At 66.9% G+C, this 23,108-nt stretch carries 18 protein-coding genes; 9 read left to right on the forward strand and 9 right to left on the reverse strand.

The window, feature by feature from the left end:
• Positions 1–79: 79 nt before the first annotated feature.
• The 5 genes from MHZ35_RS02735 (at position 80) to MHZ35_RS02755 (ending at position 6,716) form a co-directional block, all read left to right on the forward strand.
• Positions 80–430, forward strand: coding sequence for a CidA/LrgA family protein (locus MHZ35_RS02735; RefSeq protein ID WP_239434253.1), 351 nt, complete (start codon positions 80–82; stop codon positions 428–430).
• Positions 427–1,125 carry an LrgB family protein gene (locus MHZ35_RS02740; RefSeq protein WP_239434254.1) on the forward strand — a complete coding sequence of 233 codons (699 nt, stop codon included), beginning with the start codon at positions 427–429 and terminating at the stop codon, positions 1,123–1,125. Before MHZ35_RS02735 ends, MHZ35_RS02740 begins: the two co-directional genes overlap by 4 nt.
• A gap of 70 nt (positions 1,126–1,195) precedes the next feature.
• Entirely contained in the window at positions 1,196–1,636 is a 441-nt protein-coding gene (locus tag MHZ35_RS02745) for a YbaN family protein (protein WP_342453499.1), read from the forward strand.
• Positions 1,637–1,848: 212 nt separating this feature from the next.
• Entirely contained in the window at positions 1,849–5,259 is a 3,411-nt protein-coding gene (locus tag MHZ35_RS02750; protein ID WP_239434255.1) for a glycosyl hydrolase 2 galactose-binding domain-containing protein, read from the forward strand.
• A complete protein-coding gene (locus tag MHZ35_RS02755) occupies positions 5,256–6,716 on the forward strand; it encodes a carboxylesterase/lipase family protein (RefSeq protein WP_239434256.1) in 1,461 nt (486 codons plus the stop codon). Before MHZ35_RS02750 ends, MHZ35_RS02755 begins: the two co-directional genes overlap by 4 nt.
• Here MHZ35_RS02755 and MHZ35_RS02760 read toward each other — a convergent pair.
• The 4 genes from MHZ35_RS02760 to MHZ35_RS02775 all read right to left on the reverse strand — a co-directional run bounded on the left by MHZ35_RS02760 (position 6,713) and on the right by MHZ35_RS02775 (position 14,013).
• A complete protein-coding gene (locus tag MHZ35_RS02760) occupies positions 6,713–8,242 on the reverse strand; it encodes a tryptophan halogenase family protein (protein WP_239434257.1) in 1,530 nt (509 codons plus the stop codon). The two genes, MHZ35_RS02755 and MHZ35_RS02760, sit on opposite strands and share 4 nt — an antisense overlap.
• Before the next feature lie 87 nt (positions 8,243–8,329).
• Positions 8,330–11,503, reverse strand: coding sequence for a TonB-dependent receptor (locus MHZ35_RS02765; protein WP_239434329.1), 3,174 nt, complete (start codon positions 11,501–11,503; stop codon positions 8,330–8,332).
• A gap of 315 nt (positions 11,504–11,818) precedes the next feature.
• Positions 11,819–12,601, reverse strand: a complete 783-nt coding sequence (locus MHZ35_RS02770; RefSeq protein WP_239434258.1) for a 3-keto-disaccharide hydrolase — start codon at positions 12,599–12,601, stop codon at positions 11,819–11,821.
• Complete coding sequence (locus MHZ35_RS02775; protein WP_239434259.1) at positions 12,598–14,013, reverse strand: Gfo/Idh/MocA family protein; 1,416 nt, start codon at positions 14,011–14,013, stop codon at positions 12,598–12,600. The genes MHZ35_RS02770 and MHZ35_RS02775 overlap by 4 nt, the downstream gene beginning before the upstream one ends.
• A 253-nt stretch (positions 14,014–14,266) precedes the next feature.
• Between MHZ35_RS02775 and MHZ35_RS02780 the strand changes: the two genes are divergently transcribed.
• Positions 14,267–14,758 carry a cupin domain-containing protein gene (locus tag MHZ35_RS02780; protein WP_239434260.1) on the forward strand — a complete coding sequence of 164 codons (492 nt, stop codon included), beginning with the start codon at positions 14,267–14,269 and terminating at the stop codon, positions 14,756–14,758.
• Between the two features lie 60 nt (positions 14,759–14,818).
• The gene (locus MHZ35_RS02785) at positions 14,819–16,366 is read left to right on the forward strand and encodes a cation:proton antiporter (protein WP_239434262.1); all 1,548 of its coding nucleotides are present in this window, start codon (positions 14,819–14,821) and stop codon (positions 16,364–16,366) included.
• A gap of 73 nt (positions 16,367–16,439) precedes the next feature.
• Here the strand turns inward: MHZ35_RS02785 and rhaT are convergent, their stop codons facing one another.
• Genes rhaT through rhmD form a run of 5 tightly spaced genes read right to left on the reverse strand, consistent with a single transcriptional unit; the run spans position 16,440 to position 21,293 of the window.
• Positions 16,440–17,498 carry an L-rhamnose/proton symporter RhaT gene (rhaT, locus tag MHZ35_RS02790; RefSeq protein ID WP_239434264.1) on the reverse strand — a complete coding sequence of 353 codons (1,059 nt, stop codon included), beginning with the start codon at positions 17,496–17,498 and terminating at the stop codon, positions 16,440–16,442.
• Complete coding sequence (locus MHZ35_RS02795; RefSeq protein WP_239434265.1) at positions 17,498–18,403, reverse strand: amidohydrolase family protein; 906 nt, start codon at positions 18,401–18,403, stop codon at positions 17,498–17,500. Before MHZ35_RS02795 ends, rhaT begins: the two co-directional genes overlap by 1 nt.
• 52 nt (positions 18,404–18,455) lie before the next feature.
• Positions 18,456–19,205, reverse strand: a complete 750-nt coding sequence (locus MHZ35_RS02800; protein WP_239434266.1) for an SDR family NAD(P)-dependent oxidoreductase — start codon at positions 19,203–19,205, stop codon at positions 18,456–18,458.
• Complete coding sequence (locus MHZ35_RS02805; RefSeq protein ID WP_239434268.1) at positions 19,202–20,059, reverse strand: fumarylacetoacetate hydrolase family protein; 858 nt, start codon at positions 20,057–20,059, stop codon at positions 19,202–19,204. The genes MHZ35_RS02800 and MHZ35_RS02805 overlap by 4 nt, the downstream gene beginning before the upstream one ends.
• 40 nt (positions 20,060–20,099) lie before the next feature.
• Positions 20,100–21,293, reverse strand: a complete 1,194-nt coding sequence (gene rhmD / locus MHZ35_RS02810) for an L-rhamnonate dehydratase (protein WP_239434330.1) — start codon at positions 21,291–21,293, stop codon at positions 20,100–20,102.
• A 171-nt stretch (positions 21,294–21,464) separates the two neighbouring features.
• Here rhmD and MHZ35_RS02815 point away from each other — a divergent pair, with 171 nt between their 5' ends.
• Both MHZ35_RS02815 and MHZ35_RS02820 read left to right on the forward strand, forming a co-directional pair.
• Positions 21,465–22,283 (forward strand): IclR family transcriptional regulator, encoded by an 819-nt coding sequence (locus MHZ35_RS02815; protein WP_125961165.1) that lies wholly within the window; start codon positions 21,465–21,467, stop codon positions 22,281–22,283.
• Positions 22,284–22,301: 18 nt separating this feature from the next.
• Entirely contained in the window at positions 22,302–23,066 is a 765-nt protein-coding gene (locus tag MHZ35_RS02820; protein WP_239434269.1) for an SDR family NAD(P)-dependent oxidoreductase, read from the forward strand.
• Positions 23,067–23,108 lie beyond the last annotated feature (42 nt).

The raw sequence follows: 23,108 nt of genomic DNA on the forward strand, positions 1-23,108 counted from the left end.
GCAGGCGGGAGCCGAGGGCGCAAGGCCCCCCTGCACGCTGCTTCATTTCGGGCCGGTCCCGCTCTAACCTGGACGCACGATGATCGCCGCTATCGCCCAACTGCTGTTCTGCCAACTGATCGGCGAAGCCCTGAACCGCGGCGCAGGCATCCCGCTCCCCGGTCCCGTGCTCGGCATGTTCCTCCTGTTCGTCTGGCTGAAGCTCCGCCCCGCCGAGCGGGTCGAGCTGAAGGCGGTGGCGACCTGGCTGATCGGCCACTTCGCCGTGCTGTTCGTGCCGGCAACCATGGGCCTGATCGACGAAGGACCGGCGCTGGCGCGCGACGGCATCGCCATCCTCGTCGCCTGTGTGGGCGCCACGCTGCTGACGATCGCGGTAACGGCGCTCGTGTTCCGCTGGGTCTCCGATCGCGACGGAACCGCGGCATGACCGCGCTCGCCGCGCTCCTCCACACGCCGCTGCTGTGGATCGCCGTCACCCTGCTGGTGTTCGAGGGTGCCGACACCATCTCCCGCCGGAGCAACCGCCATCCGCTCGCGCATCCGGTGCTGATGTCCGTCCCGGTGCTGGCGGCGATCCTGTTCGCAACCGGCACGCCCTATAGGACCTATGCGCAAGGTACGGCGACGCTGACCTTCCTGCTGGGGCCGGCGACGGTGGCACTGGCCGTGCCGCTGTGGCGCAACTGGCCGCTGGTGCGCCGGTCGGGCAAGGCGGTGCTCGCAGCCCTGCTCGCCGGATCGCTGACGGCGATCCTGAGCGCGGTCGCGATCGGCTGGGCGCTGGGCGCCTCGCCCGAGGTGCTGGCGACGCTGGCGACGCATTCGGCGACAACGCCGGTCGGCATGGCGATCGCCGAGAGCATCGGCGGCATAGCTGCGCTGGCCGCGGTAACGATCCTGACGACCGGCATCCTGGGCGCGATGGTGGCGACGCCGCTGCTCAACCGGCTGGGGATCACCGATCCTCGCGCGCGCGGCTTTGCGATCGGCGTCACCGCCCATGGCCTCGGCACCGCCCGCGCGTTCCAGGTGAGCGAGACCGCCGGCACCTTCGCGGGCATGGCCATGGCACTGAACGCGGCGATGACTGCCCTGCTGCTGTCCGTCGTGGCGCTGCTTTGAAGGCACCACGCTTCCCCGGCCAATCGGTACCGGTTAGCATCGGCACGACGCGCCGCTGGAGGGCAGCCGCATGAAACAAGCCCGCGGCGAGCCGGCAGGATCGATGGCTGAACAAGCGCCGACCCCTGAAGCGGCACTCCTGCGGCGGGGGCGGAGCGCCCGGCTGGCATGGCTGTGCCTCGGTCTGCTGCTGGTGGCGATCGGCTTCGTGGGCGTGTTCGTGCCGCTGCTGCCGACGACCGATTTCCTCATCCTGGCGCTGCCCTGTTTTGCGCGCTCGTCACCGCGGCTGGAGCTATGGCTGCTGCGGCACCCGCGGTTTGGCCCGGCCCTGCTCGCCTGGCGTGAACGAGGCGCGGTGCCCCGGCATGCCAAACTCGCCTCCTGCCTGGGCATGGTCATCGGCTTCGGCCTGTTCTGCTGGGCCGTGCAGCCGGGCTGGATCGTCACGCTGATGGTCGCGGCGGTGCTGGTCGCTTGCGGCACATGGGTGCTGCGGCGTCCCTCCTAGCGTCGGCGCGACGCTGCGTGTCGGGAGGGCGTGCGACGCCGGTGGTCACGCGCCGCGTAGCGCCAAAGTTGTCTCGACTTCGTAAAGCATGCGAATTGTTCGGCGCGTGCTTGCTGGAGCTATCGCGAAACAGAAATTGATGTAACAAATCGCACACGCCAACTGACGACAGCGGCACAGCAGGAGCCGCGTCTATCCGGGGGGAGATCTGAATGCGTGCGCTGTCCTTTGCCGCCATGCTGTTGCTTGCGAGCACGGCCACCTCGACCATGGCGCAGGCTCCCGGCAACACAGGCCCCTACAATGCGGCATTCCTGAAGGGCGGGATCGGCATTGAGCGCCCGCTGCAAAGTAGCGAGGCGGCAGTGGTGGCGGGCGCACCCTGGTCTATCTCGACCTGGGTACGGCCGGACGAAGCCCGGGCAGACGCCACCCTGGTCGCGGTCGGCGATCTGGCAGGCGCAAGCCGAAGGCTGCAATTGCGCGAGGGCAGGCCAGAAGCAGTCGATGGCGGGCAGACGGTCTCCGGCCGCGTTGTTCTTGCACCAGGCAAGTGGACGCATCTGGCGGCGGTGTCGGACGGACGCACCCTCACCCTCTATGTCGACGGCCGGCGCGTCGGGCGCGGGGCCGCGCCTTCCACTGTCGTCGCCCCGCGGCTGGGGATCGCTCCGATCGTCGACGGGCGCCATTTCGGTGGCACGCTGGTACACGCCGCCTTCACCGGCGCGGCAGTGACCCCGGAGAGGATCGCGACTGCCGTCCGCGACCGCCCCGACTTCGACCTGGTGCAGATCTGGCGCGTAGGCGTTGGCTGGGAGTGGCAGAAGCAGGCGAACACCGGGCTTTGGCGCCAGCAGGACCCGTGGACCCTGCCCCAGGCACGCGGCAAGGCGATCACCGCACCCAAGGCACGGCCCGCGGAAGGGACTGCGCCGCTCACCCGCAATGCCGACGGGCGATGGACGATCCACGGTTGGCAGCTGGCAGCCGCCCCCGACGTAACGGAGGATGGGGGCGCCCTGTCGCGATCGGCGCGGGCAAGCGGCACCTGGCATGCGGCGACAGTACCCGGCACCGTGCTGACCACGCTGGTCGATCGCGGCGTCTACCCGCACCCCTATTACGGGCTCAACAACCTCGCGATTCCCGAGAAGCTGGCGCGCCAGGATTACTGGTACCGCACCAGCTTCACCGTGCCGCCCGAGGCGGCGGGCAAGCGGCTGACGCTGATCTTCGGCGGCATCAACTATGCGTCGGAGATCTGGGCCAACGGTCAACGGCTCGGAACCACCAAAGGCGCGTTCATCCGCGGCCAGTTCGATTTCGTGCCGGTCGCGGGCGAGAACCGCTTGGCGATCCGCGTGTCTCCCCCGCCGCACCCAGGGATTCCGCACGAACAGTCTATCACGGCGGGCGTCGGCGAGAATGGCGGCCAGCTTGCGATCGACGGCCCGACCTTCATCGCGACCGAAGGGTGGGACTGGATCCCCGGCATCCGCGATCGCAACACGGGCCTGTGGCGTCCGGTCGAACTGTTGGCGCACGGCGACGTCCGCATCCTAGACCCGCAGGTGATCACCGACCTGCCACTGCCGCGCACCGACGTCGCCGATGTCCATGTGACCGTGCCGGTCGAGAACGGCGGCACGGCCGCGCGGCAGGTAACCGTGCGCGCGGCCTTCGGTGACGTACGGGTGGAAAAGACTGTGTCGGCGCCGCCGGGGGAGAGCCGGGTCGTCTTCACGCCGGCCGAGTTCCCGGCGTTGCGCGTGCGCAACCCGCGGCTGTGGTGGCCCAACGGCTATGGCGAGGCGGCGCTCTATCAGCTTTCGTTGGAGGCGCTCGCCAACGGGCAGCTTTCGGACACCAGGACCCAGCGCTTCGGCATCCGCGAGGTGAGTTACGACCTGTCGCTGTTCGATCATGCGGGGGCGCTGCGCCGCGTCAACGTGCAGACCACCGACGGCAAGCTCGCCGGCACCAAGCTGATCGACGTGACCCATGAGGGGATCAAGCAGAGCCCGCGTGGCTGGGCGGAGTCGCTGACAGCGGCCGGCGAGCGATCGCCCGCCGTCACGCCCGTGCCGCAGCTGATGCCGGAGCCCCACCTCACGATCCGCGTGAATGGCGTGCCGATCGCCGCGCGCGGCGGCAATTGGGGCATGGACGATGCGATGAAGCAGGTCAGCCGCGAGCGCCTCGCCCCCTATTTCCGCCTCCAGAAGGAGGCACACATGAACGTCATCCGCAACTGGATGGGCAACAACAACGAGGAGGAGTTCTTCGAGCTTGCCGACGAGAACGGGATGATGATCCTCAACGACTTCTGGCAGTCGACCCAGAATTTCCAGGTCGAACCGCAGGATCCGCAGCTGTTCCTCGCCAACGCCGTGGACACGGTGAAGCGCTATCGCAATCACCCGTCGATCATCCTCTGGTTCGGCCGCAACGAGGGCGTCCCCTACCCTGCGCTCAACGAGGGGCTGGACGACGTGATCGCCGAACATGACGGCACGCGCTGGTTCACCGGCAGCTCCAACGTGGTGAACCTGCAGGGGTCGGGCCCGTACAACTATCGCCCGCCAGTCGGCTATTTCACCGATCTCGCCACCGGCTTCTCCGTCGAGACGGGCACGCCGTCGCTCTCCACGCTGGAGTCGGTGAAGGCGTCGGTGCCGGAGAGCGAGCTGTGGCCGCTCAGCGACACGCTAGCCTATCATGACTGGCACTTCGCGGGGAACGGCGACACCAAGACGTTCATGCAGACGCTGGGCACGATGTTCGGCGGGGCCAGCAGCTTCCCCGACTTCGAGCGCAAGGCGCAGATGATGAACCTCGAAACCCACAAGGCGATGTACGAGGGGTTCCTGGGGCATCTGTGGACCAAGAATTCCGGCCGCTTGCTGTGGATGACGCACCCGGCGTGGCCGTCCAACGCGTGGCAGATCTACAGCTGGGACTATGACACCCACGCTGCTTATTATGGGGCGAAGAAGGCCGCCGAGCCGCTGCACGTGCAGCTGAACCTGCCGGGCAACGAGCTGGTCGTGCTCAACACCACGCAAGCGGCGGTACCCGGTCTCACCGCGCGGACGCGCGTGGTGAGCCTCGACAATCGCGAGCTGTTCACGAGGACCGATCGGGTGGATGCCGCCGCGAACCAGGCAACGAAGCTGGAGCCAGTCCCGCTCGACCGCATCTTTGCGCAGGATTCGATGGTGCTGGTGAGCCTCCAGCTGCTGGACGGGCAGAACCGGGTGGTCGCCGAGAACTTCTACTGGCGTGGCCGTGACCCCGCTTCCTACCGGGCGCTGAACGACCTGGCACAGGTAGCTCTCGATGCCACCGCTGCAGCACCCGTCGCAGATGGCGACGACCGGATGATCGCGGTGACGTTAACCAATCCAGGCCAGGTGCCGGTGCTCAACGCCAAGCTGACGCTGGTGGACGCGCACGGCGAGCGCATCCTGCCGGCCTATTACAGCGACAACTACGTCGCGCTGCTGCCCGGCGAACGCAAGCGCATTGAGGTGCGCTATCCGGCGAGCATCTCCGCGACGCCGTCGCTCACCTTGCGCGGGTGGAACGTCGCCCAGCAGCCGGTGGCGGTCGCGAAATGAGCGCGCGCCTCCTCGCGCCGGTCGCAGCGCTGCTGCTCCTGGGTGCAGCTCCGGCTCCGCCACGCGTCACGCTTCCCGGCGGGACGGTGGAGGGCGCCAGTGCGGAGGATGGCGCCCTGGTCTTCCAAGGAATCCCCTATGCCGCGCCACCGCTCGCCGAGTTGCGCTGGGCCGCGCCCCAGCCGGTGCGCGCCTGGCAGGGCGTCCGCCCAGCCAAGGTCCGGGCGCCTGCCTGCCCGCAGAACGACGATGGCTGGAACCGCACCGACGCCGCGCACTACAGCGAAGATTGCCTGACGCTCGACATTCGCACGCCCGGACTCAGGGGCAAGCGGCCGGTGATGGTGTGGATCCACGGCGGCAGCAATCGCGCGGGATCGGCTGGCGGCATGGTGGAGTCCCGCATCACCCGAAAGGGCGTCGTGCTGGTGGCCATCCAGTATCGCCTGGGTGTGCTCGGCTTCCTCGCCCCCCGGCAGGCAGCGGTCAACGGCACCGCGGGTAACTATGGGCTGATGGACCAGATCGCAGCGCTCCGCTGGGTGCGCGCGAACATCGCCCGCTTCGGCGGCGACCCGGATCAGGTGACGCTGTTCGGCGAGTCGGCGGGCTCGCAGGACGTGTCGCTGATGCTGGCTGCACCCGACGCACGGGACCTGTTCAAGCGCGCCATTCTGCAGAGCGGCACGCCGGGCTTCGGCCAGCCGTTCCGGCCCCTGCGGGACGCCTTCGCGATCGCCGACCAGGCGGAACGGCTGGCCGGGGGAGCAGGCCTTGCCGGGCTCCGTGCGGCGCCGGTGAAGCAGCTGCTCGAGATCGACACCAAGCTGTCGGACCCGTCGCTGCACACCAACGGCTTCCTGTGGCTCAAGACGACCATCGATGGTCGCGTGCTGCCGGAGTCTCCGCGGCGCCTGCTCGCTAAGGCGCCTCGTAAACCCGTGATCATCGGGACCAACCGCGTCGAGTTCGGGCCCAAGGAAGGCGCGACGGATATCAAGGAGACGCTGCAACGCGTCTACGGTCCACGCGCGGGAGAGGCGCAGCGGCTGTATGCTTTCGGCACGCCCGGGCGCGATCCGCGGCTCGGCCACCCGGCGCTGGAAATCGAGACCGACTGGGTGTTTCGCTGCCCCGCCATCACGCTCGCCACCCAGTTCGTCCGCCAGGGCTGGCCCGTGTGGAGCTACGAGTTCGACCTTGCACCCGATGGCGGCCTCACCAGCCATGCGATCGAAATTCCCTATGTGATGGACGCGCGGCCGATCGGCGGCGGAGCATCGCTTCAGGACTATTGGGTGAATTTCGCGCTACGCGGCGATCCGAACGGCGGCGCTCTCCCGCGCTGGCCGGCCTTTTCCGCGGACGCGCGTCGCTATCTCGCGATCACGCCGAAGGGCGTGGAGGCTGCGGAGAAGCTGCGGACGGAAATCTGCGCACTGAGGAACGAGATCTAGCGGGCGGCGGCGCGGCGCCCGCCGTCACCACCATCGACGGTCCGGGCCAGAAAGGCGGCGTGCGGTTCGGCCTGTGCAACCGTCGCGGCAATCGCCGCGCGCATCCGCGCGAAGGTGTCGGTGAGCTCGGCGATGCTGAACCGGTCGGCCAGCGGCGACGGATGCTCGGGCAGATCCTCGAACCCGGCATAGAGGCTCAGCCAGCTGGGGTCTTGAAAGGTTTCCCATTCGCGTCGGGCGAACTCGCCACTCGCGCGCCAGGTATCGAGCTTGAGCTGCAGCCCCTCAGTCGGCGGCATCGCCCGCATATGGTCCCAGAACGGCTCGCCGTGGCGGCGATTCGCCCAGTAGTGCAGCAGCAGGAAGTCGCGGAGCCGTTCGAACTCCAGCACGGATTGATGGTTGTAGATCGCAGCCAGGCGTGGATCACAGGCGCGGTCCGGAAAAAAGCGCACCAGCCGCTCCAATCCCGTCTGGATGAGCGAAATGCTGGTCGATTCCAGCGGCTCCAGGAAGCCCGAGGCGAGCCCCAGCCCAACGACGTTGCGCTCCCAGAAACGCGCACGATGGCCGGTGGTGAAGCGCAGATGGTTCGGCTGGCCGAGCGGCTCGCCTTCCAGCTGCTCCAGCAGCATGGTTTCCGCCGACGCGTCGTCGAGGAACTCGGAGCAATAGACATGCCCGTTGCCGATGCGGTGGCGTAGCGGGATGCGCCACTGCCAGCCGGCGCGGCGCGCAGTGGCGACGGTGAATGGCTCTTGCGCGGCATCCCGCGGGCGGCAGGGAATGGCGATCGCGCGGTTGACCGGCAACCAGCGGCGCCAGTCGACATAGGGGACCTCCAGCGCCTCCCCCAGCAACAGGCTGCGAAAGCCCGAGCAATCGATCCAGAGATCCCCTTCGATCCGTCGCCCATCCTCCAGCAGGACCGCGGCCACATGGCCGGTCTCGCCATCCCGCTCGACGCGGTCGATCCGTCCATCGACGTGAACGACACCGGCCGCGACCGCACGGTCGCGCAGCAAGGTGGCGAACTTGCTCGCATCGAAGTGCACCGCGAAGTCGAAGACGCCGAGGTCGTTCGTAGGCTTTTGCGCAGGTGCCAGGAAGCGGCCCTGCTCGGCCAGCTGGCTCGCGAGCGAATAGGCGCCAAGCGGGGTCGGGTCACCCGCCTGCCGCAGCTTCAGCCAGTAATGGTGGAAGGCGACGCCGCGCGCAGGCGTGCCGTAGAGGCCGAAGGGATGAAAGAAGCGGTGGCCGGGCGCCTTCCATCCATCGAAGCGGATGCCGTATTTGATCGTGCCTTCGGTCTCGCGCAGCACCTCGGCATCGCTGAGGCCCACAGCCGCGAAGAAGTCGCGGATCGCGGGCACCGTCGCCTCGCCGACGCCCACCGTACCGATCGCAGAGCTTTCAACCACCGTGATCGAGAGCCGCAGGTGATCGAGCTGGCGCGCGAGAAAGGCAGCCGCCATCCAGCCGGCCGTGCCGCCGCCCACGATCACGATGCTGCGGATCGGGTCCATCCTGTTCCTCCCGCGCGAAGGGTACGCCCGCAAACGAAGGCCGCCGCACTTGATGGTGCGGCGACAAGGTGAACCATCCGCGCGCCGTTAGAAGCGCGCGCGCACCCCGGCGATGAAGCGCCGTTCGTAGATGTTCTCGAACAGCACCTGGTCGCTGAAGGTCAGGTAGTAACGCTCCGTCTCTGCAGTGAGGTTGGCCGCTTGACCGTAGAGCGTGAGGTACGGCAGCACGTCGTAGGAGATCGACGCGTCCAGATAGTTGGTCGGCCGCTGGTACTGCGCGAGTCCCGGGATGCCGCCATAGTCGGACGAGACCAGCCGCTTGGAGCGATAGTTATACGCGATGCGCGCCTGGAAACCGTATTTCTCGTACCAGAGGGCAGCATTGATCTGATGCTTGGAGTTGTCCTGGAACGGCTGGTCGTGGCCCGCCAGGTCCACGCGCCCCGTGTCGCCGAGCGAAAGGGTGTAGTTTGCATCCACGCCGAAGCCGCTGAGGAATCCGTCCACGCCATAGTCGGCAAGCGCCTGGCGCGCGGACGCTTCGATGCCCTTCAGCGTGCCGCCCTCGCCCTGCTGGGTGGTGCTGACGGGGACCGGCCGGCGGATCACGCCGTCGTTGTCCGGGATGTCGTTCCGGATGACCGTCGTATTCTCGATGAAGCTGTCGACGTTGATGTAGAAGGCGCCGAGAGCGACCAGGCTCGACTGCCCGGTGTAATATTCCAGGCTCGCCTCGGCATTGTCGGCGCGCCACGGCTCCAGCTGCGGGTTGCCGCGTGCGTTGGCGCCGCGGGCCTCGAACAGCCCCGTGGCGGTGTTGATGGCATAGTTGACGTTGAGGCCGCCGCCCCATTGCAGGAAGTCGAGCAGCGTCATCGTCTTGGCGAAGGCGGCACGCAGCCGCAGTCCCTGAGTCAAGTCGACCGCGACGTTGAAGGCCGGCAGGAAATCGGTGAACTCACGCTTCGTGAGCAGATCTCCAGCGTCGACGCCGGAAACGCCATAGGGCTGGGGCACGCCGACGATGTTCTGGCGCACGGTGAAGCGGGTGTTGACGATGCGGACGCCGCCGTTCGCCTTGAACGGCAGGCCGAATACCTCGCCCTCGCCCGCGACCTCGGCATAGCCGGAGATCTGGCTGAGCTTAATTCCGAAGGAATCCGCCGGATTCACGTTGTTGACGCTGCCGGGATAGAAGCTGTTCTGGAAAGCCTCGGAGTCGTCCATCGCCTTCGGGTCCAGCACCCACAGTGTCGGCGCGCCGGCGGCCGGCAGTTGATACTGCTTCATCAGGCCGGCGAAGACCGGGTCGTCGCCCTGCCGGGTGAAGCCGGCGGTATAGGGAGTGCCTGCCGCATCGCGGACCGCACAGGCATTGTCGCCCAGGTTGACGTCGAATGCCTTCCACTTGACGTAGCAGCCACCCGCCGGGTTCGCGGGGTTGTCGGTGTTGCCCGCATAGAAGGGCGAGATGCGCTCGAAGGTGAACTGGTCGACGCTACGCTCGCCGTAGCGCGCACCGAATTTCAGGCTGAAGGTGTCGCTCGCCTTCCACTCGGCATCACCGCGCAGGGCCCACAGGTCGCCATCCTGGTAGACGTTGTTTTCCGAGGAGATGGTCTTGAGCCCGTAGCGCGAGACATCCCCCACCTGTTCGAGGAACGCCGGTGAGAAGCCGAACACCGGCTTGGCGCTGGTATAGTTGACGGTCGCATCCTGGCTGTAGGCTCGATAGCCGGTGGGGTTGAATCGGATGTCCCCGCCCGGATAGTTGCCGACGCCGTCATATGCCCATTGATACCCGTCCGTCAGGTTGAACTGGGCGTAGGACTGGTCGAGCTTGCGGCTGGCCTTGCCGTAGATGCCGCGGACGGTGGCGCTGAACTGCTCGCTCGGCTTCCAGTCGAGCTGGACATTGTAGTTCTGCGACTCCGAACGGATACGGAACGTCTCCGCATAGCTGTCGAAGTTCGGCAGGTCATAGGCATAGCTCTGAACGGTGTTCAGGTTATACCCACCGACCACCGCGCCCGTGTCACGAGACGCCGTGGGGAGGAAGGGCGACGACTGCCAGTCGACCATCTGGAACTGGAAGCCGGCGGTACGGTCGTACTGCGTCTGCTTCGTGTAGAAGCCGTCGGCGGTCAGCCGCAACGCGTCCGAGAATTCGAACTGCAGCGAGGCATTCGCGCCGAAGCGCTCGCGGCTGGTGATGCGGTTCCAGGCGGTGTGCGCCTGCGGCGTGATGAACGCGTCGTTCGCGTCGCCATCGCCGTTCACGTCGAAGCCGACGATCTCACCCGCGCCGTTGCGCACCGGCGTCCCGCGACTGACCAGCAACGGTGAACAGCGCGTGCCGCCGACGGCGGGTGGCGTGCCGACGGGGTCTGGCACGACGCAGGAGGTCGCAGGGTCCGTGTCCATGTTCGGAGTGGTGTTGTAGAGGATCCGCCCCGCCGCATCGCGCCGATAGTTGCCGACTGCGAAGTCGCCCGGGTTGGTTGCACTGCCGCCTTCGTTGCGCAGCGTGACACCATAGTCCTGGATACCGCGGAAGCTATTGGCGAGGTCCAGGTCGCTATAAGCGGCCGATACCAGGATGCCGAAGCGGCCGGAGTTATAGGAGATCAGGCCGTTCGCGGACGGGTTCCACTTCTCCGTCTTGTCGCCGTACTGCGCCTCCGCCGCGCCGGCGATGGTCAGGCCGCTCTTGAGGTCGAACGGACGCCGGGTGAGGAGGTCCACCGTGCCCGAAAGGCCCGCCTGCTGGAGCGAGGCGGTCGGCGACTTGAAAACGGTCGCGCCCGAGAAGAGCTGCGAGGGAATGTCGGTGAAGTTCGGCTGCACCGTGGTGACCGAGTTGGCACCCAGGAACTGCTCGCCGTTCATCAGGGTCGTCACCTGCGGCAGGCCGCGGATGTTGATGGCGCCGCCCTCACCCGCCTCACGCCGAATCTGGACGCCGGGGATTCGCTGCAGCGAGTCCGCGATGGTGACGTCGGGAAGCTTGCCGATGTCCTGGGCACTGATCGCGTCGACGACGCTATCCGCCTCGCGCTTCACCTCGATCGCGCGCGCCTGGGCAGCGCGAATGCCGGTGACGACAATCTCCGAACCGTCATCGCTCGACTGGGTGGGTGCCGCGACCGAGTCCTGCGGGCGCTCGATCGCCTCCGGATCGGTCTGGGCGACATCCTGCGCCTGGGCGGTCGCGGCACCAAACGTGCCGAACGCAAGTGCGGACGTAGCCAACAACACGAAACGACGTGCGGAAACGCTTCCTGCAACCATGCCACCCTCCCTAGTCGACCGATGTGTTCCTCGGCTTCGAATAAGTAAATTACTTGTTCAATCTAGTAGAGAGGGTGTCAAGAACTTGCCGTTACCTGGAAAGTATACGGCCGGAGTGCGTCTCCGCGGCAACACTTCTCCCCCGGACGAAAGGCGGGAAGCACCAAGCGGCTGCCGCCACCGCACGGGGAGTGAACGCGCGAAGAGGGCGCCCTCCAGCCACCGCAGGAGCAGGCCCGAGCAAGAGAAGTCGGCGGCCGCTTCGACGCCGCCAGCGGGCCGTCACTTCAATTCGCGGATCCAGATCGAACGAAAGCTGATCGGCGGGCTCGGATCGCCATGATCCTGCAGCTTGATGGGCGCGGGTCCATGCGCCTTGTACGCCGGTGCGCCGATATAGGCCGTCTCCCCCTTCAGCGCGACATGGTCCTGGACCAGAACCCCGTTTAGGAAGGCGGTCACATAAGCCGGGCTCGACACCGACCCGTCCGCAGCGAACACCGGGGCGGTCCAGATCACGTCGTAACTTTGCCATTCGCCCGGGGCGCGCACCGGGTTCGCGAGCGGCGCGAACTGCTTGTAGATGCTGCCGGCCTGACCGTTGACATAGGTCTTGTTGCGGAAGCTATCCATGATCTGAAGCTCGTATCCGGCATCGCCGTCGCCGGTCGACGCCAGGAACAGGCCACTGTTGCCCCGCGCCTGCCCCTCTCCCGCGATGTTGGCCGGGATGCGCCATTCGAGGTGGAGCTGGTAATTGCGGAAACGCTGCTTCGTCTCGATGTTGCCGGTTCCCTTGCGCACCGTCAGCACGCCATCGGCCACCGTCCACCGCGCGGGGGACTTGTCCTTGGTGGAGACCCACTGGCTGAGGTTCTTCCCGTCGAACAGCACCAATGCGTCGGAGGGAGCCGGCGTCTGCGTCGCGGGCGCGGGCGTGACGACCGGAGGGATGGGTTGCCAGACCTCGGTATCCTCCGGGCGTGGCCCAGTCTGGCCCGTCACGGCGGCCGTGCCCATCGCGGCCCCCAGCAGGGTTACACTGGCGGCGATTGCTGCGATCATAGTGCCCATCCCTTGCGATACTCCCGATCCAGAAATTGATTGGCCTCGGCGACGTTGGTGATGCGGTCGCCATCATATTCGATCGGCTGGTCGGCGCGCAGCGCCACCATGCCGAGCAGCATCGTTTCCGTGAGCGGCACGGCCACCGAGAAGGGCGAGGAGATCGCCTCTTCGCCCCGGATCGCGCGGATCCAGTTCATCTCGTGTCCGTCGCGCCCACCCAGGATCCGGGGCAGCGACATCGGCACCGCGGCCGCGCGCTCGGCCACGCCATCGCCGATCAGCACGGGCTTCTCCCCGTAGGTCTCGTGCATCAGCATGCCGCGGTCCCCGACATAGAGCACGCCGCCGTCCGGGTTCATCCGGGCAGTAAGCGGCATGGCCGTGGGCGTCGGCGGCATCAGCCCGCCGTCGTACCACGTCATCGTGAGCGGCCCATCCTTCGCCCGTCCGAACTGATAGGTCGTGATGTTGGCGAGCGGATAGCTGCCGAGATCGGCGGGCGGCTTGCCGTCCCAGATGTCCGTGTCGCCTCCCCACCGGCTGTGGCGCGTCTCGATACGGGTAGGAAGTCCCGGCTCCAGCGCCCAGACCGGAAAGTCGACGAGGTGCGCGCCCATGTCGCCGAGCGAGCCGACGCCGAACGGTACCCAGCCGCGCCAGTTGAAATGCGCGTAATCGGGGTGATAGCCCCAATCCACCGGCGCCGGCCCGAGCCAGAGGTTCCAATCCAGGCCGGAGGGCGCGGTAACGGCGGCGGGACGGGCCTCCCCCTGCGGCCACAGCGGGCGATTGGTCCAGACATGCACTTCGCGCACTCGGCCGATCACACCGCCGCGGATCCACTCGACCACACGACGGCCGTCGTCGCCGGAATGGCCCTGGTTGCCCATCTGGGTCACGAGCTTGGGGTTGCGCCGGGCGACCTCCAGCAGCGCGCGCCCCTCTCGCACCGTATAGGTCAGCGGCTTTTGCACATAGACGTGAAGGCCGCGCTCCATCGCCTGCTTTGCGGCGATGGCATGGTGGTGGTCCGGCGTCGCGATCACCACCGCGTCGATGTCCTTGCGGGCGTCGAACATGCGCCGGTAGTCGGCGAACCTGGCGGCGCGATCATAGGCCGCCTTCAGCGGCTGCATCTCGGGCCGGGCGACGCCCTTGTTGTCGACGAAGCTCTTGGCAACGTGATCGAAGTCGACGTCGGCCAGCGCCACGATGTTCTGGCTGGTGAGCTTGGCCATGTTCTGCGCGCCCATGCCGCCGGCGCCGATCACCGCGACATTCACCCGGTCGCTCGGCCGGAGGCGACGCGCGGCCGCCTGTCCCGGTATTGCAAGCAAGCCCGCGGCCGCGGCAGCGCCGCCGAGCCAGTCCCGCCGCGTCAGGCCGTTTCCCTGTTCCGCCACGATCATCCTCTCCCCCTTTTTTCTTTCCCGGCCGTTGGGCCGGTGGGCACGAGGGGCAGGCTAACAAGGGAAACACGTCCCTGCCACCTCCGGAAAGCAAAGCCGTCCAGAATTTCGCTGGATCGCCGATGTCAGAGTAGTTTCTCTCGCCGCTTCCTATCCTTGCGGCAGCAGCTTAGGCTTCGACGAAAGAAGTCGAATAGGAGGGGCCGTAATGCAGCTTTTCGAAACACCGTTGTCGCAAGCGCGCCACGCGTCCGTGCGCTCTCTTCTGCGGCGGACCGCCTGCGCAGCACTGCTGCTCATCACAGCGACACCGGCCGCGGCGCAGAGCAGCGATCCCACCAGCTTTGCGAGCGCCGCGGACGTAGCCGCGCAGGTCGAGGAGATGGGCCGCGCGATGAAGCCGGGGCAAGGCTTCTCCAGCCGACCGCTGGTGCGTGACGACAAGACGATAGCGGCGCTTGAATATTGGAAGGCGCCCGGCCGTCCCGCCGTGCATCCGGAGGAAGCCGAATACGCGCTGGTTGTGGCCGGCGCCGGCACGATGATCTCCGGGGGAACGCTCGAGGAGGCAAAGGTCACCCAACCCGGGCTGACCGAAGGAAGCCGCATCACCGGCGGCACGACACGCAAGCTGGTGCCGGGCGACGTCATCCTGATCCCGGCCGGCGTTCCGCACTGGTTCGGGATCACCGGCGATCGGCTGGTGCTGCTGGGCACAAAGCTGCCGCGGCCGGAGGCACGCTGACGCCAGCGATCCCCGTGCAGCAAGGTGGGGAGCCAATCGCCGCACGCACCGTTGATCCGGGTGCATTTATTCGAAGGCCTGGACGCGATCCTCCTGGCGGCACTTCTGCTGCTGGTAGTCGCACGCAAGCTCAACGTCCCCTATCCGACGTTGCTGGCGGCAGCCGGCATCGGCTTCGCGCTGCTTCCCTTTGCCCCCGACATCGACCTCGATCCGGCTCTCGCGATGGCGCTGTTCATCGCGCCCGCACTGCTTCACGCCGCCTATCACACCAGCTTGAGAGGCCTGCGCCGCTTCTGGTTCCCGCTTTTGTCGCTGGCGGTCTTCGCCGTGCTGGTGACCACGGCCGCCGTCACGTTCGTTGGCGTCGCCGTGGCCGGACTTCCGCTTGCCGCAGCATTCGCGCTCGGCGCGATCGTCGCGCCGCCCGATGCCGCGGCGGCAGAGGCCGTGCTGTCCGAAGTGGGAATCCCGCGCCGCGGCCTGCTGCTGCTGCAAGGAGAAAGTCTGCTCAACGACGCGACAGCCCTCCTCTTGTTCGGGCTGGCGGTCGCACTGGCCACGAACACCGACACGGCCGCCACCCCGCTCGTTCTCGCCGCAGCAGCGCCCGGCGGCATCCTGTTCGGTTTGGCGGCGGCCTGGCTGTACCTGCGCATCGTCCCGCTCTTCTCCGGAACGCTGGGCTCGAGCCTCGCCGATTTCGCCGTGACCTTCGCGATCTGGCTGCTCGCGGAGCGGCTCCATCTTTCCGCCGTGCTGGCGGTGGTCGCATTCGGCCTGCTGGTGGCGCAGCGGCGTCCCCTAGGCCAGCCTGCCCGCGACCGCATCCAGAGCCGGGCGGTCTGGTCTGCAGGCGTGCTGGTCCTCAACGTGGTCGCCTTCATGATCATGGGGCTGCAGTCCCGCGACGTGCTCCTGCGGCTGGACAGCGCCGAGCGCCTTCCGGCGATCGTGTTTTCCCTGATCGTGCTGGCGACCGTGCTGGGTGCGCGACTCGCCTGGGTGTTGCTGGTGCGCGCGTTCGAAGGCTTGATTTCGCGCCATCATGCACCCGCCTGGCTTCCCAAGCCGCCGCCCTGGCGTGCCACGCTGATCCTCGGCTGGTCAGGAATGCGCGGGCTGGTGACCCTTGCCACCGCCTTTGCGCTCCCGGCAGCCATGCCGGGACGCGACCTGATCGTGCTCGCGGCGTTCACCGTCGTCATCGGCACCCTCGTCGTCCAGGGGCTGACGCTGGGGCCGCTGATCCGATGGCTCGACATCGGCGAGGACGCCGGATTGGCGACGAAGCTCGGTACGGCACGACGGCGGATCATCGACGCTGGCGTCGCGGTGCTCGCTGGCGACGAGAGCGATGCTGCCAGGGCGCTTCGCGTCCGCTACGGCGCCGCGGGGGCAGTCGCCGCGCATGCCGAGGATCCGCAAGCGCCCTCCGACTTCGACACGCTGCACCTCAAGGTCGTCGAGCATCAGCGCACCGCGCTCAACGAGATGCGGCAGAACGGGGACGTCGCAGAGGATATCTACCGTCGCCTGCTGGAGGAACTCGACTGGTCTGAGGTCGAAGCGCGCTCCTTTTCCGACAATGTGCTGCGCTCCGCCTGACCCGGCGCCGGGGGATCAACCTCGATAGTCTTCCACCGAACGTGCGGGTGTACCCGGCACCCTCAGCCTCACTTCATGCGCCCAGGAGGTTGCCGTAGCCGATCACCACGGTCGCCAGTACCAGCAGGGCGACGCCACCCCACACCATCGCGCGAACGCGCGGGTGTGCGTCCTTCCACTCGCGGAACGCAAAGCCCCACAGAGTCCCGAAGATGATGATGCTCGCCATGTGCAGCGTCCAGGACGAGAAGCCGAAGCGCCCCATCTGGCTTTCGCCCATGGTGTAGAAGAAGAACTGGAAGTACCAGGCAGTGCCCGCGACCGCGCACAGGAGATAGTTGCGCAGCAACGGCGCCCCGGCGCCCTTCCCGCCCCCGCGCCACTCGCCTGCGCTGCGGTTGCGCAGGATCAGGAACGCGCACCAGAGAGCGTTGGTGACGAGCCCGCCGAACATGACGAGGCACAGCACCGGCAGGCCGGTCCACAGCGGGCCCGTTCCGGCCGCCGCGGACAGCGGCTTGATCGGTTCGCCGGCGGCAAGACCGAAGGCGAAGCAGGCCGACATGATCCCCGCGAAGATCGCGACGACGATACCCTTGCGGAAATCGAATTCGGCGACGGCGGCTGCTTTTTGCTCTGGCGAGAGCGCGGCGTCCTTGCGCGCACCCGCCATCGCCACGACGCCGATCCCGGCAAGCGTCATCACCAGACCCAACAGGATGATGTTGCCCGATGGCGTATCGAGCAGCTTCTCCTGGAAGTCGCCCTGGAAGATCGGCGGGATCAGCGTGCCGAATACGGTGCACAACCCCAGCACCACCGCCATGCCGAGCGACAGCCCTAGGTAGCGCATCACCAAGCCGTAGCCGAGGCCGCCGAAGCCCCACAGCAGGCCAAAGAACACCGGCCACAACAATGTGGCGGTGGGCGTGCGGGAGAGGACGCCGAGCAGGTCCTCGGTCTGCATCGCGGCGAAGAACCACGGTGCGAGCAGCCAGGAGAAGACGCCGCCGGTCAGCCAATAGATCTCCCAGCTCCAGCGCTTCACGCCCTTGTAGGGGACGTAGAAACTGGCGGAGGCGAGGCCGCCGATCCAGTGGAACAGCACGCCCAGCAGCGGATTTGGGCCCATCACAGATCGAGCTCCAGACGATAGACGCGGTTGGCATTGCGCCCGAACAGGTCGCGCCGCTCGTCTTCCGAGAAGTCGGCGACGATCGCGTGATAGGCTTCAAGATGCTGGTCGAAGGGAGCGAACAGCTTGTCGGTGGGACTGTCGCTCGCGAACAGGCAGCGGTCTGCCCCGAACAGGTCGATCGCCTCCAGCAGGAACGGCCGGATGCTTTCGACCGTCCATTTACGGTCGATGAAGCCGACGCCCGACAGCTTGATCGCCACGTGCGGGGATCGCGCGAGCGCACGCAGGCCGTGGCGCCAGCGGGTAAGCCCCTCCCGCTCGGTTGGGATCGGCATGCCAACATGGTTGATGATGACCGGGATGTCCGGATGGCGCTCGATTAACGGCGCCAAGCCTGCCATCTGCCCGGCATAGCATTGGAGGTCGAACGACAGCCCATAGCGCGCGAGCAGCCCGAACCCCGCCCACCATTGGTCGTCCTGGGTGACGTCGTGCGGCGTGTAGGTGCGTAGGGGATTGGTGTGCCAGTTGACGATCTGGCGGATGCCGCGGACATGGAGGTTCGCGGCCTGCGCCTCCAGCAGCGGCTCGACGCCGGGATCATGGAGCGGCGCAAAGGCGACGATGGCATTGGGCATGCCGCGCTCGGCGGCGATCGCCTCCAGCCATTCGGTTTCGTCGAGTGCCTGCGCAGGGTCGGCACCGGCATCGATGTGGACGATGCCCTTGACGTTCCAGCGCCTGGCATCGGCGCAATAGTCGTTGATCCGATAATCGCGCGCGATCGGCTCGGTGACACCTGCGGGTCCCTCGGTGAAGGGCGGGGTCAGCCAGGGATAGCGGATGTGGCCGAGGTCCCAGAGATGGACATGGGCGTCGACGAACGGAATGGCTTCCATGAGTCTCCTCTCGTGTGACGCGCCGCCTCTTTTCGGGGGTCGCGCAGCGGGATCAGAAGGTTGTGCGCCCCCCGGAGGTGTCGAAGGTGGCGGCGGTGGTGAAACTGCATTCCGCGCTCGCCATGAAGCACACCATCGCGGCGCTTTCCTCGACCTCGCCCAGGCGCCCCATTGGGATCTTGGATCGCATGTAGTCCACCTGGCTCTGCGGCAATTGTGCCAGGATCGGGCTTTCGAACGTGGCGGGGGTCAGCGCGTTGGCGATGATGCCGCTACCGGCAAGCTCCTTGCCGAGCGACTTGGTGAAGCCGATGACCCCTGCCTTGGATGCCGAATAAGCAGAGGCATTGGGATTGCCTTCCTTGCCCGCGACCGAGGCCACGTTGACAATCCGGCCGTAGCCGTGGCGCAGCATGTACGGCACCACCGCGCGTACGCAGTAGAAGATGCCGTTCAGGTTGATGTCGATCACCCGAAGCCAGCTGTCGATCGGGAACTCGTGCGCCGGCTTGGTCGCGCCGGTGATGCCGGCGGAAGCGACGAGCACATCGATCCGCCCGAGCGCCTCGAAGGTAGCGGCCGCAGCCGCCTCAACCGCCTGCTGATCCGACACGTCGAGAGCGACGACATGCGCCGCCCCGATCCCGTCCTTCGCGGTCGCAAGGGCTTGCGGATTGACGTCCCAAAGCGCGACCTTCCCGCCCTCGGCGATGATCCGCTTGGCGGAAGCGAGCCCAAGACCCGAGGCGCCGCCGGTGACGACGGCGACCTGCCCGGCGAACCGGTCCGGGAAGACACTCACCCCAGCACCTCGTCACCCAGGTGGCGCCACGCGACGACGTTCTGCTGCTGCTCGCCGAGGCCGGCAATCCCCAGGCGCATCGTGTCTCCCGCCTTGAGGAAGATCTTGTCGGGCTTCTTGCCCTCGCCCACCCCCGGCGGGGTACCGGTGATCAGCAGGTCGCCGGGATAGAGAGTCATGTAGCGGCTGACGTAGCTGATGATCTGCTTGACGCCGAAGATCATGGTGCGCGTGTTGCCGGTCTGCATCCGCTCCCCGTTCACGTCGAGGAACATGTCGAGGTTCTGGCAGTCGGCGACCTCGTCCGGGGTCACGAGCCACGGTCCCACGGGACAGAAGGTGTCATGGCCCTTGCCCTTGGACCACTGGCTGCCGCGCTCCTTCTGGTTGAAGCGTTCGGACACGTCGTTGGCGACCGTGAAGCCCGCGACATGGGCGAGGGCGTCGTCCTCCTCGACGTAGCGGCAGGTCTTCCCGATCACCACGCCCAACTCGACCTCCCAATCGGTGTGGGTGGAATCCTTTGGGATCATCACTTCGTCATTGGGTCCGGTAAGGCTGGAGAGCGCCTTCATGAACATCACCGGCTCGGTCGGGATCGGCAGGTTGGATTCGATCGCATGGTCCTCATAGTTGAGGCCGATTGCGACGATCTTGCCGATGCCCGCGACCGGCACGCCATAGCGCGGGGTCCCCTCGACCACGGGCAGGCTCTCGACGTCGAAATCACCAAGCGAGGCGATTGCGGCGACGGTCAGCCGGTCGACCTTGCCTGACAGGTCGCGCAGCACGCCCTGGGCGTCGACCACGCCGGGCTTTTCGGATCCGCGGGCACCAAAGCGGCAGAATTTCATGGGAGGCTTCTTTCGTTGGAGCTTGGGAAAAGGGAGGAGATCAGCGCGCGTAGGGGCGATGCATCGGCAAGTCGCGGTTGAGCTCCACGCCGAACCCGGGCTTGTCGAGTGCACTCGCACGCAGGCGGCCGTTCACCGGCACGGGCTCGCCGATCAGTTGCGGGTGGAACATCGGCACCACTTCGCTCGGCCCCGGATGCATCATCAGGAACTCGGCGAAGGGCGAGTTATGGCGCGTGATGACGAAGTGGTAGCTATAGACCGACGAGCCGTGCGGCACGACCAGCTTGCCATGCGCGTCGGCGAGCGCCGAGATCTTGAGCAATTCGGTCACGCCGCCGCACCAGCCCACATCGGGCTGGAGAATGTCGCAGCAGTCCATCTCCAGCAGCATGCGAAAGCCCCAGCGGGTCGCCTCATGCTCGCCGGTGGTGACCAGCATGCCCCGGGGCACGTTGCGCTTCAGTTCCGCATAGCCCCAATAGTCGTCGGGGCTGATCGCCTCCTCGATCCACTTGAGGCCATGCTCGTGCGCTGCAAGGGCGAGGCGCGTCGCATAGTCGACGTCGAGCGCCATCCAGCAATCGAGCATCAGCCAGAAGTCGGGTCCGACCCGCTCGCGCATCGTCGCCAACTCCGCGATGTTCTTGCGAAGTCCCTCAATCCCCTCGGCAGGACCATGGTGGAGCGGCATCTTGCCGCCGATGAAGCCCATGTCCTTGGCGAGCTCCGGCCGAGAGCCGGTCGCGTAGAATTGCAGTTCGTCGCGCACCGCCCCGCCGAGCAGCGCATGCACCGGCTCCCCCCGCAGCTTCCCGAGCAGGTCCCACAGCCCGAGGTCGACACCGGAGATGGCATTCACCACCAATCCCTTGCGACCGTAATATTGGGTGGAGAAGTACATCTGCTCCCAGATCTTCTCGTACTCGGCCGGGTTGCGGCCTTCGAGGAAGCGGGCGAGGTGCCGCTCGACGATGAAGCAGGCGGGCTCGCCGCCGGTCGTCACCGCAAAGCCGATCGTGCCGTCCTCGGCCTCGATCTCCACCACCAGCGTGCCCAGCACGTTGATGCCGAAGCTCTGCCGGGACTGGCGGTACTCGGGGTAGCGCGCCATCGGCGTCGCGATATGATCGTCGATCCAGTGGCCTGCCCCCTGGTCGTGATAGTCGGCCCCGCCGCCACGAACGGTGAATGCTCGAACGTGCTTGATCCTGGGAAGCCCGGTGTATGCCATTCGCACCATCCCCTTGTTCGACGCCGCCTTGCCGGCGATCGTGCTCACTGCCTGTTACCGATACCATCTGGTGATACGGATTTCGATGATATGAGGGGATCGTCTGCCCTCGCGTCGCATCCCCGGCGATGCCCATTTACAATCTCAATTTGTGGGATAGGATGTTACGAGATGGAAAATACCGCGTCAAACGAAGAATTGCCGGAGGCCAAGCCCGCTTCGAAGGTGCAGGGCAGTCAGACGCTGCTGCGCGGGCTCGACCTGCTGGACCAGGTGGTGGACGGGCCGGTGCGGCTCGCCGAGCTTTCCGCGCGCATGGGGCTGACGCGCTCGACCACCCATCGCCTTGCCAATGCGCTGATCGACCGCGGCTTCGTCACCTATCTCCCGCGTGAGGGCTATCAGCTGGGACCCAAGCTGCTGCAGCTAGGGTTCCTGGCGCAGAGCCAGGCCGATGTGGTGCAGATCGCCCGCCCCCGTATCGAGGCGCTGGCGGCGCAGAGCGAGGACACGGTGCATTTCGGCCGGCTGGACGGCGAGCTCGCGCTCTATCTGGACAAGATCCCGGGGCGGCGGCGGGTCGACATCTCCAGCCGCGTGGGGGACCGCCAGCCCCTCACCTCCACCGGCCTGGGCAAGGCGCTGCTGCTCGATGCGCCGGAGGCCGAGTGGCAGCGCGCGTTCGAGCGCGAACAGGCGGGCGGTGCACCCTCGATCGACTACGCCACCTGGCTGCAACGGATGCGGGGCTATGTGGCCGCAGGCCATGCGTTCGACCTGGAGGAGAACGAGGATCTGATCCGCTGCGTGGCGGCGCCCGTGCGCGATGCGTCTGGCAAGATCGTCGCCGCCATCAGCCTGTCGAGCGCTGCGCAATATATGGACGACGACCGGATGGCGGCCTTGAGCCACGAAGTCCGTGGTACCGCCGAACAGATCAGCCGCGATCTTGGCTGGACCCCCACCGCCCGTCCGCCGAAACGTCGATAACGAGAGGATTGCCGACCCGTGAAGCTGCTCGAAGGAAAGACCGTCCTTGTCACCGGCGCCTCGACGGGCATTGGCCGTGCGGCCGCGATCGGCGCCGCACAACATGGTGCCGATGTAGTCATCAACTATCACAGCCGCGACGAGGACGCGGAAAGCTGCATCGCCGCGATCGAGGCGACCGGTCGGCGTGGGCTGGCAGTCAAGGGCGACGTGGCCGACGCAGCGACGGCGACCGACTTCGTGGCACGCGCGGTCGACAGCTTCGGCGGGGTCGACGTGATGGTGAGCAACGCGGGCATCTGCCCCTTTCACGCGTTTCTCGACATGCCGGCGGAGACGGTGGAGCGCACCTTCCGCGTCAACCTGCACGGCGCCTATTACATGGTGCAGGCAGCCGCGCGGCAGATGGTGGCGCAGGGCCGCGGCGGCGCGATCGTGGCAGTGTCCTCGATCTCGGCACTCGTCGGCGGCGAGTTCCAGACCCACTACACCCCCACCAAGGCCGGGGTGCATTCGCTGATGCAGTCGACCGCGATCGCGCTCGGCAAACACGGCATCCGCTGCAACTCGGTGCTTCCGGGCACCATCCTCACCGAAATCAACAAGGACGATCTCGCGGACGAGGAGAAGCGCCGGTACATGGAGGCACGCACGCCCTTGGGGCGCCTGGGACAGCCGGAGGACATGGTCGGCCCGATCGTGTTCCTGGCCTCCGACATGGCAGCCTATGTCACCGGCGCCGCGCTGCTGGTGGACGGCGGCATGTACGTGAACCTGCAATGAGGACGGGCATCCCCTTCCCCGCCCGGTCCGCGACGCCGGTTG

The sequence above is a fragment of the Sphingomonas sp. ACRSK genome (assembly GCF_022346685.1).
GTDB lineage: Bacteria > Pseudomonadota > Alphaproteobacteria > Sphingomonadales > Sphingomonadaceae > Sphingomonas > Sphingomonas molluscorum.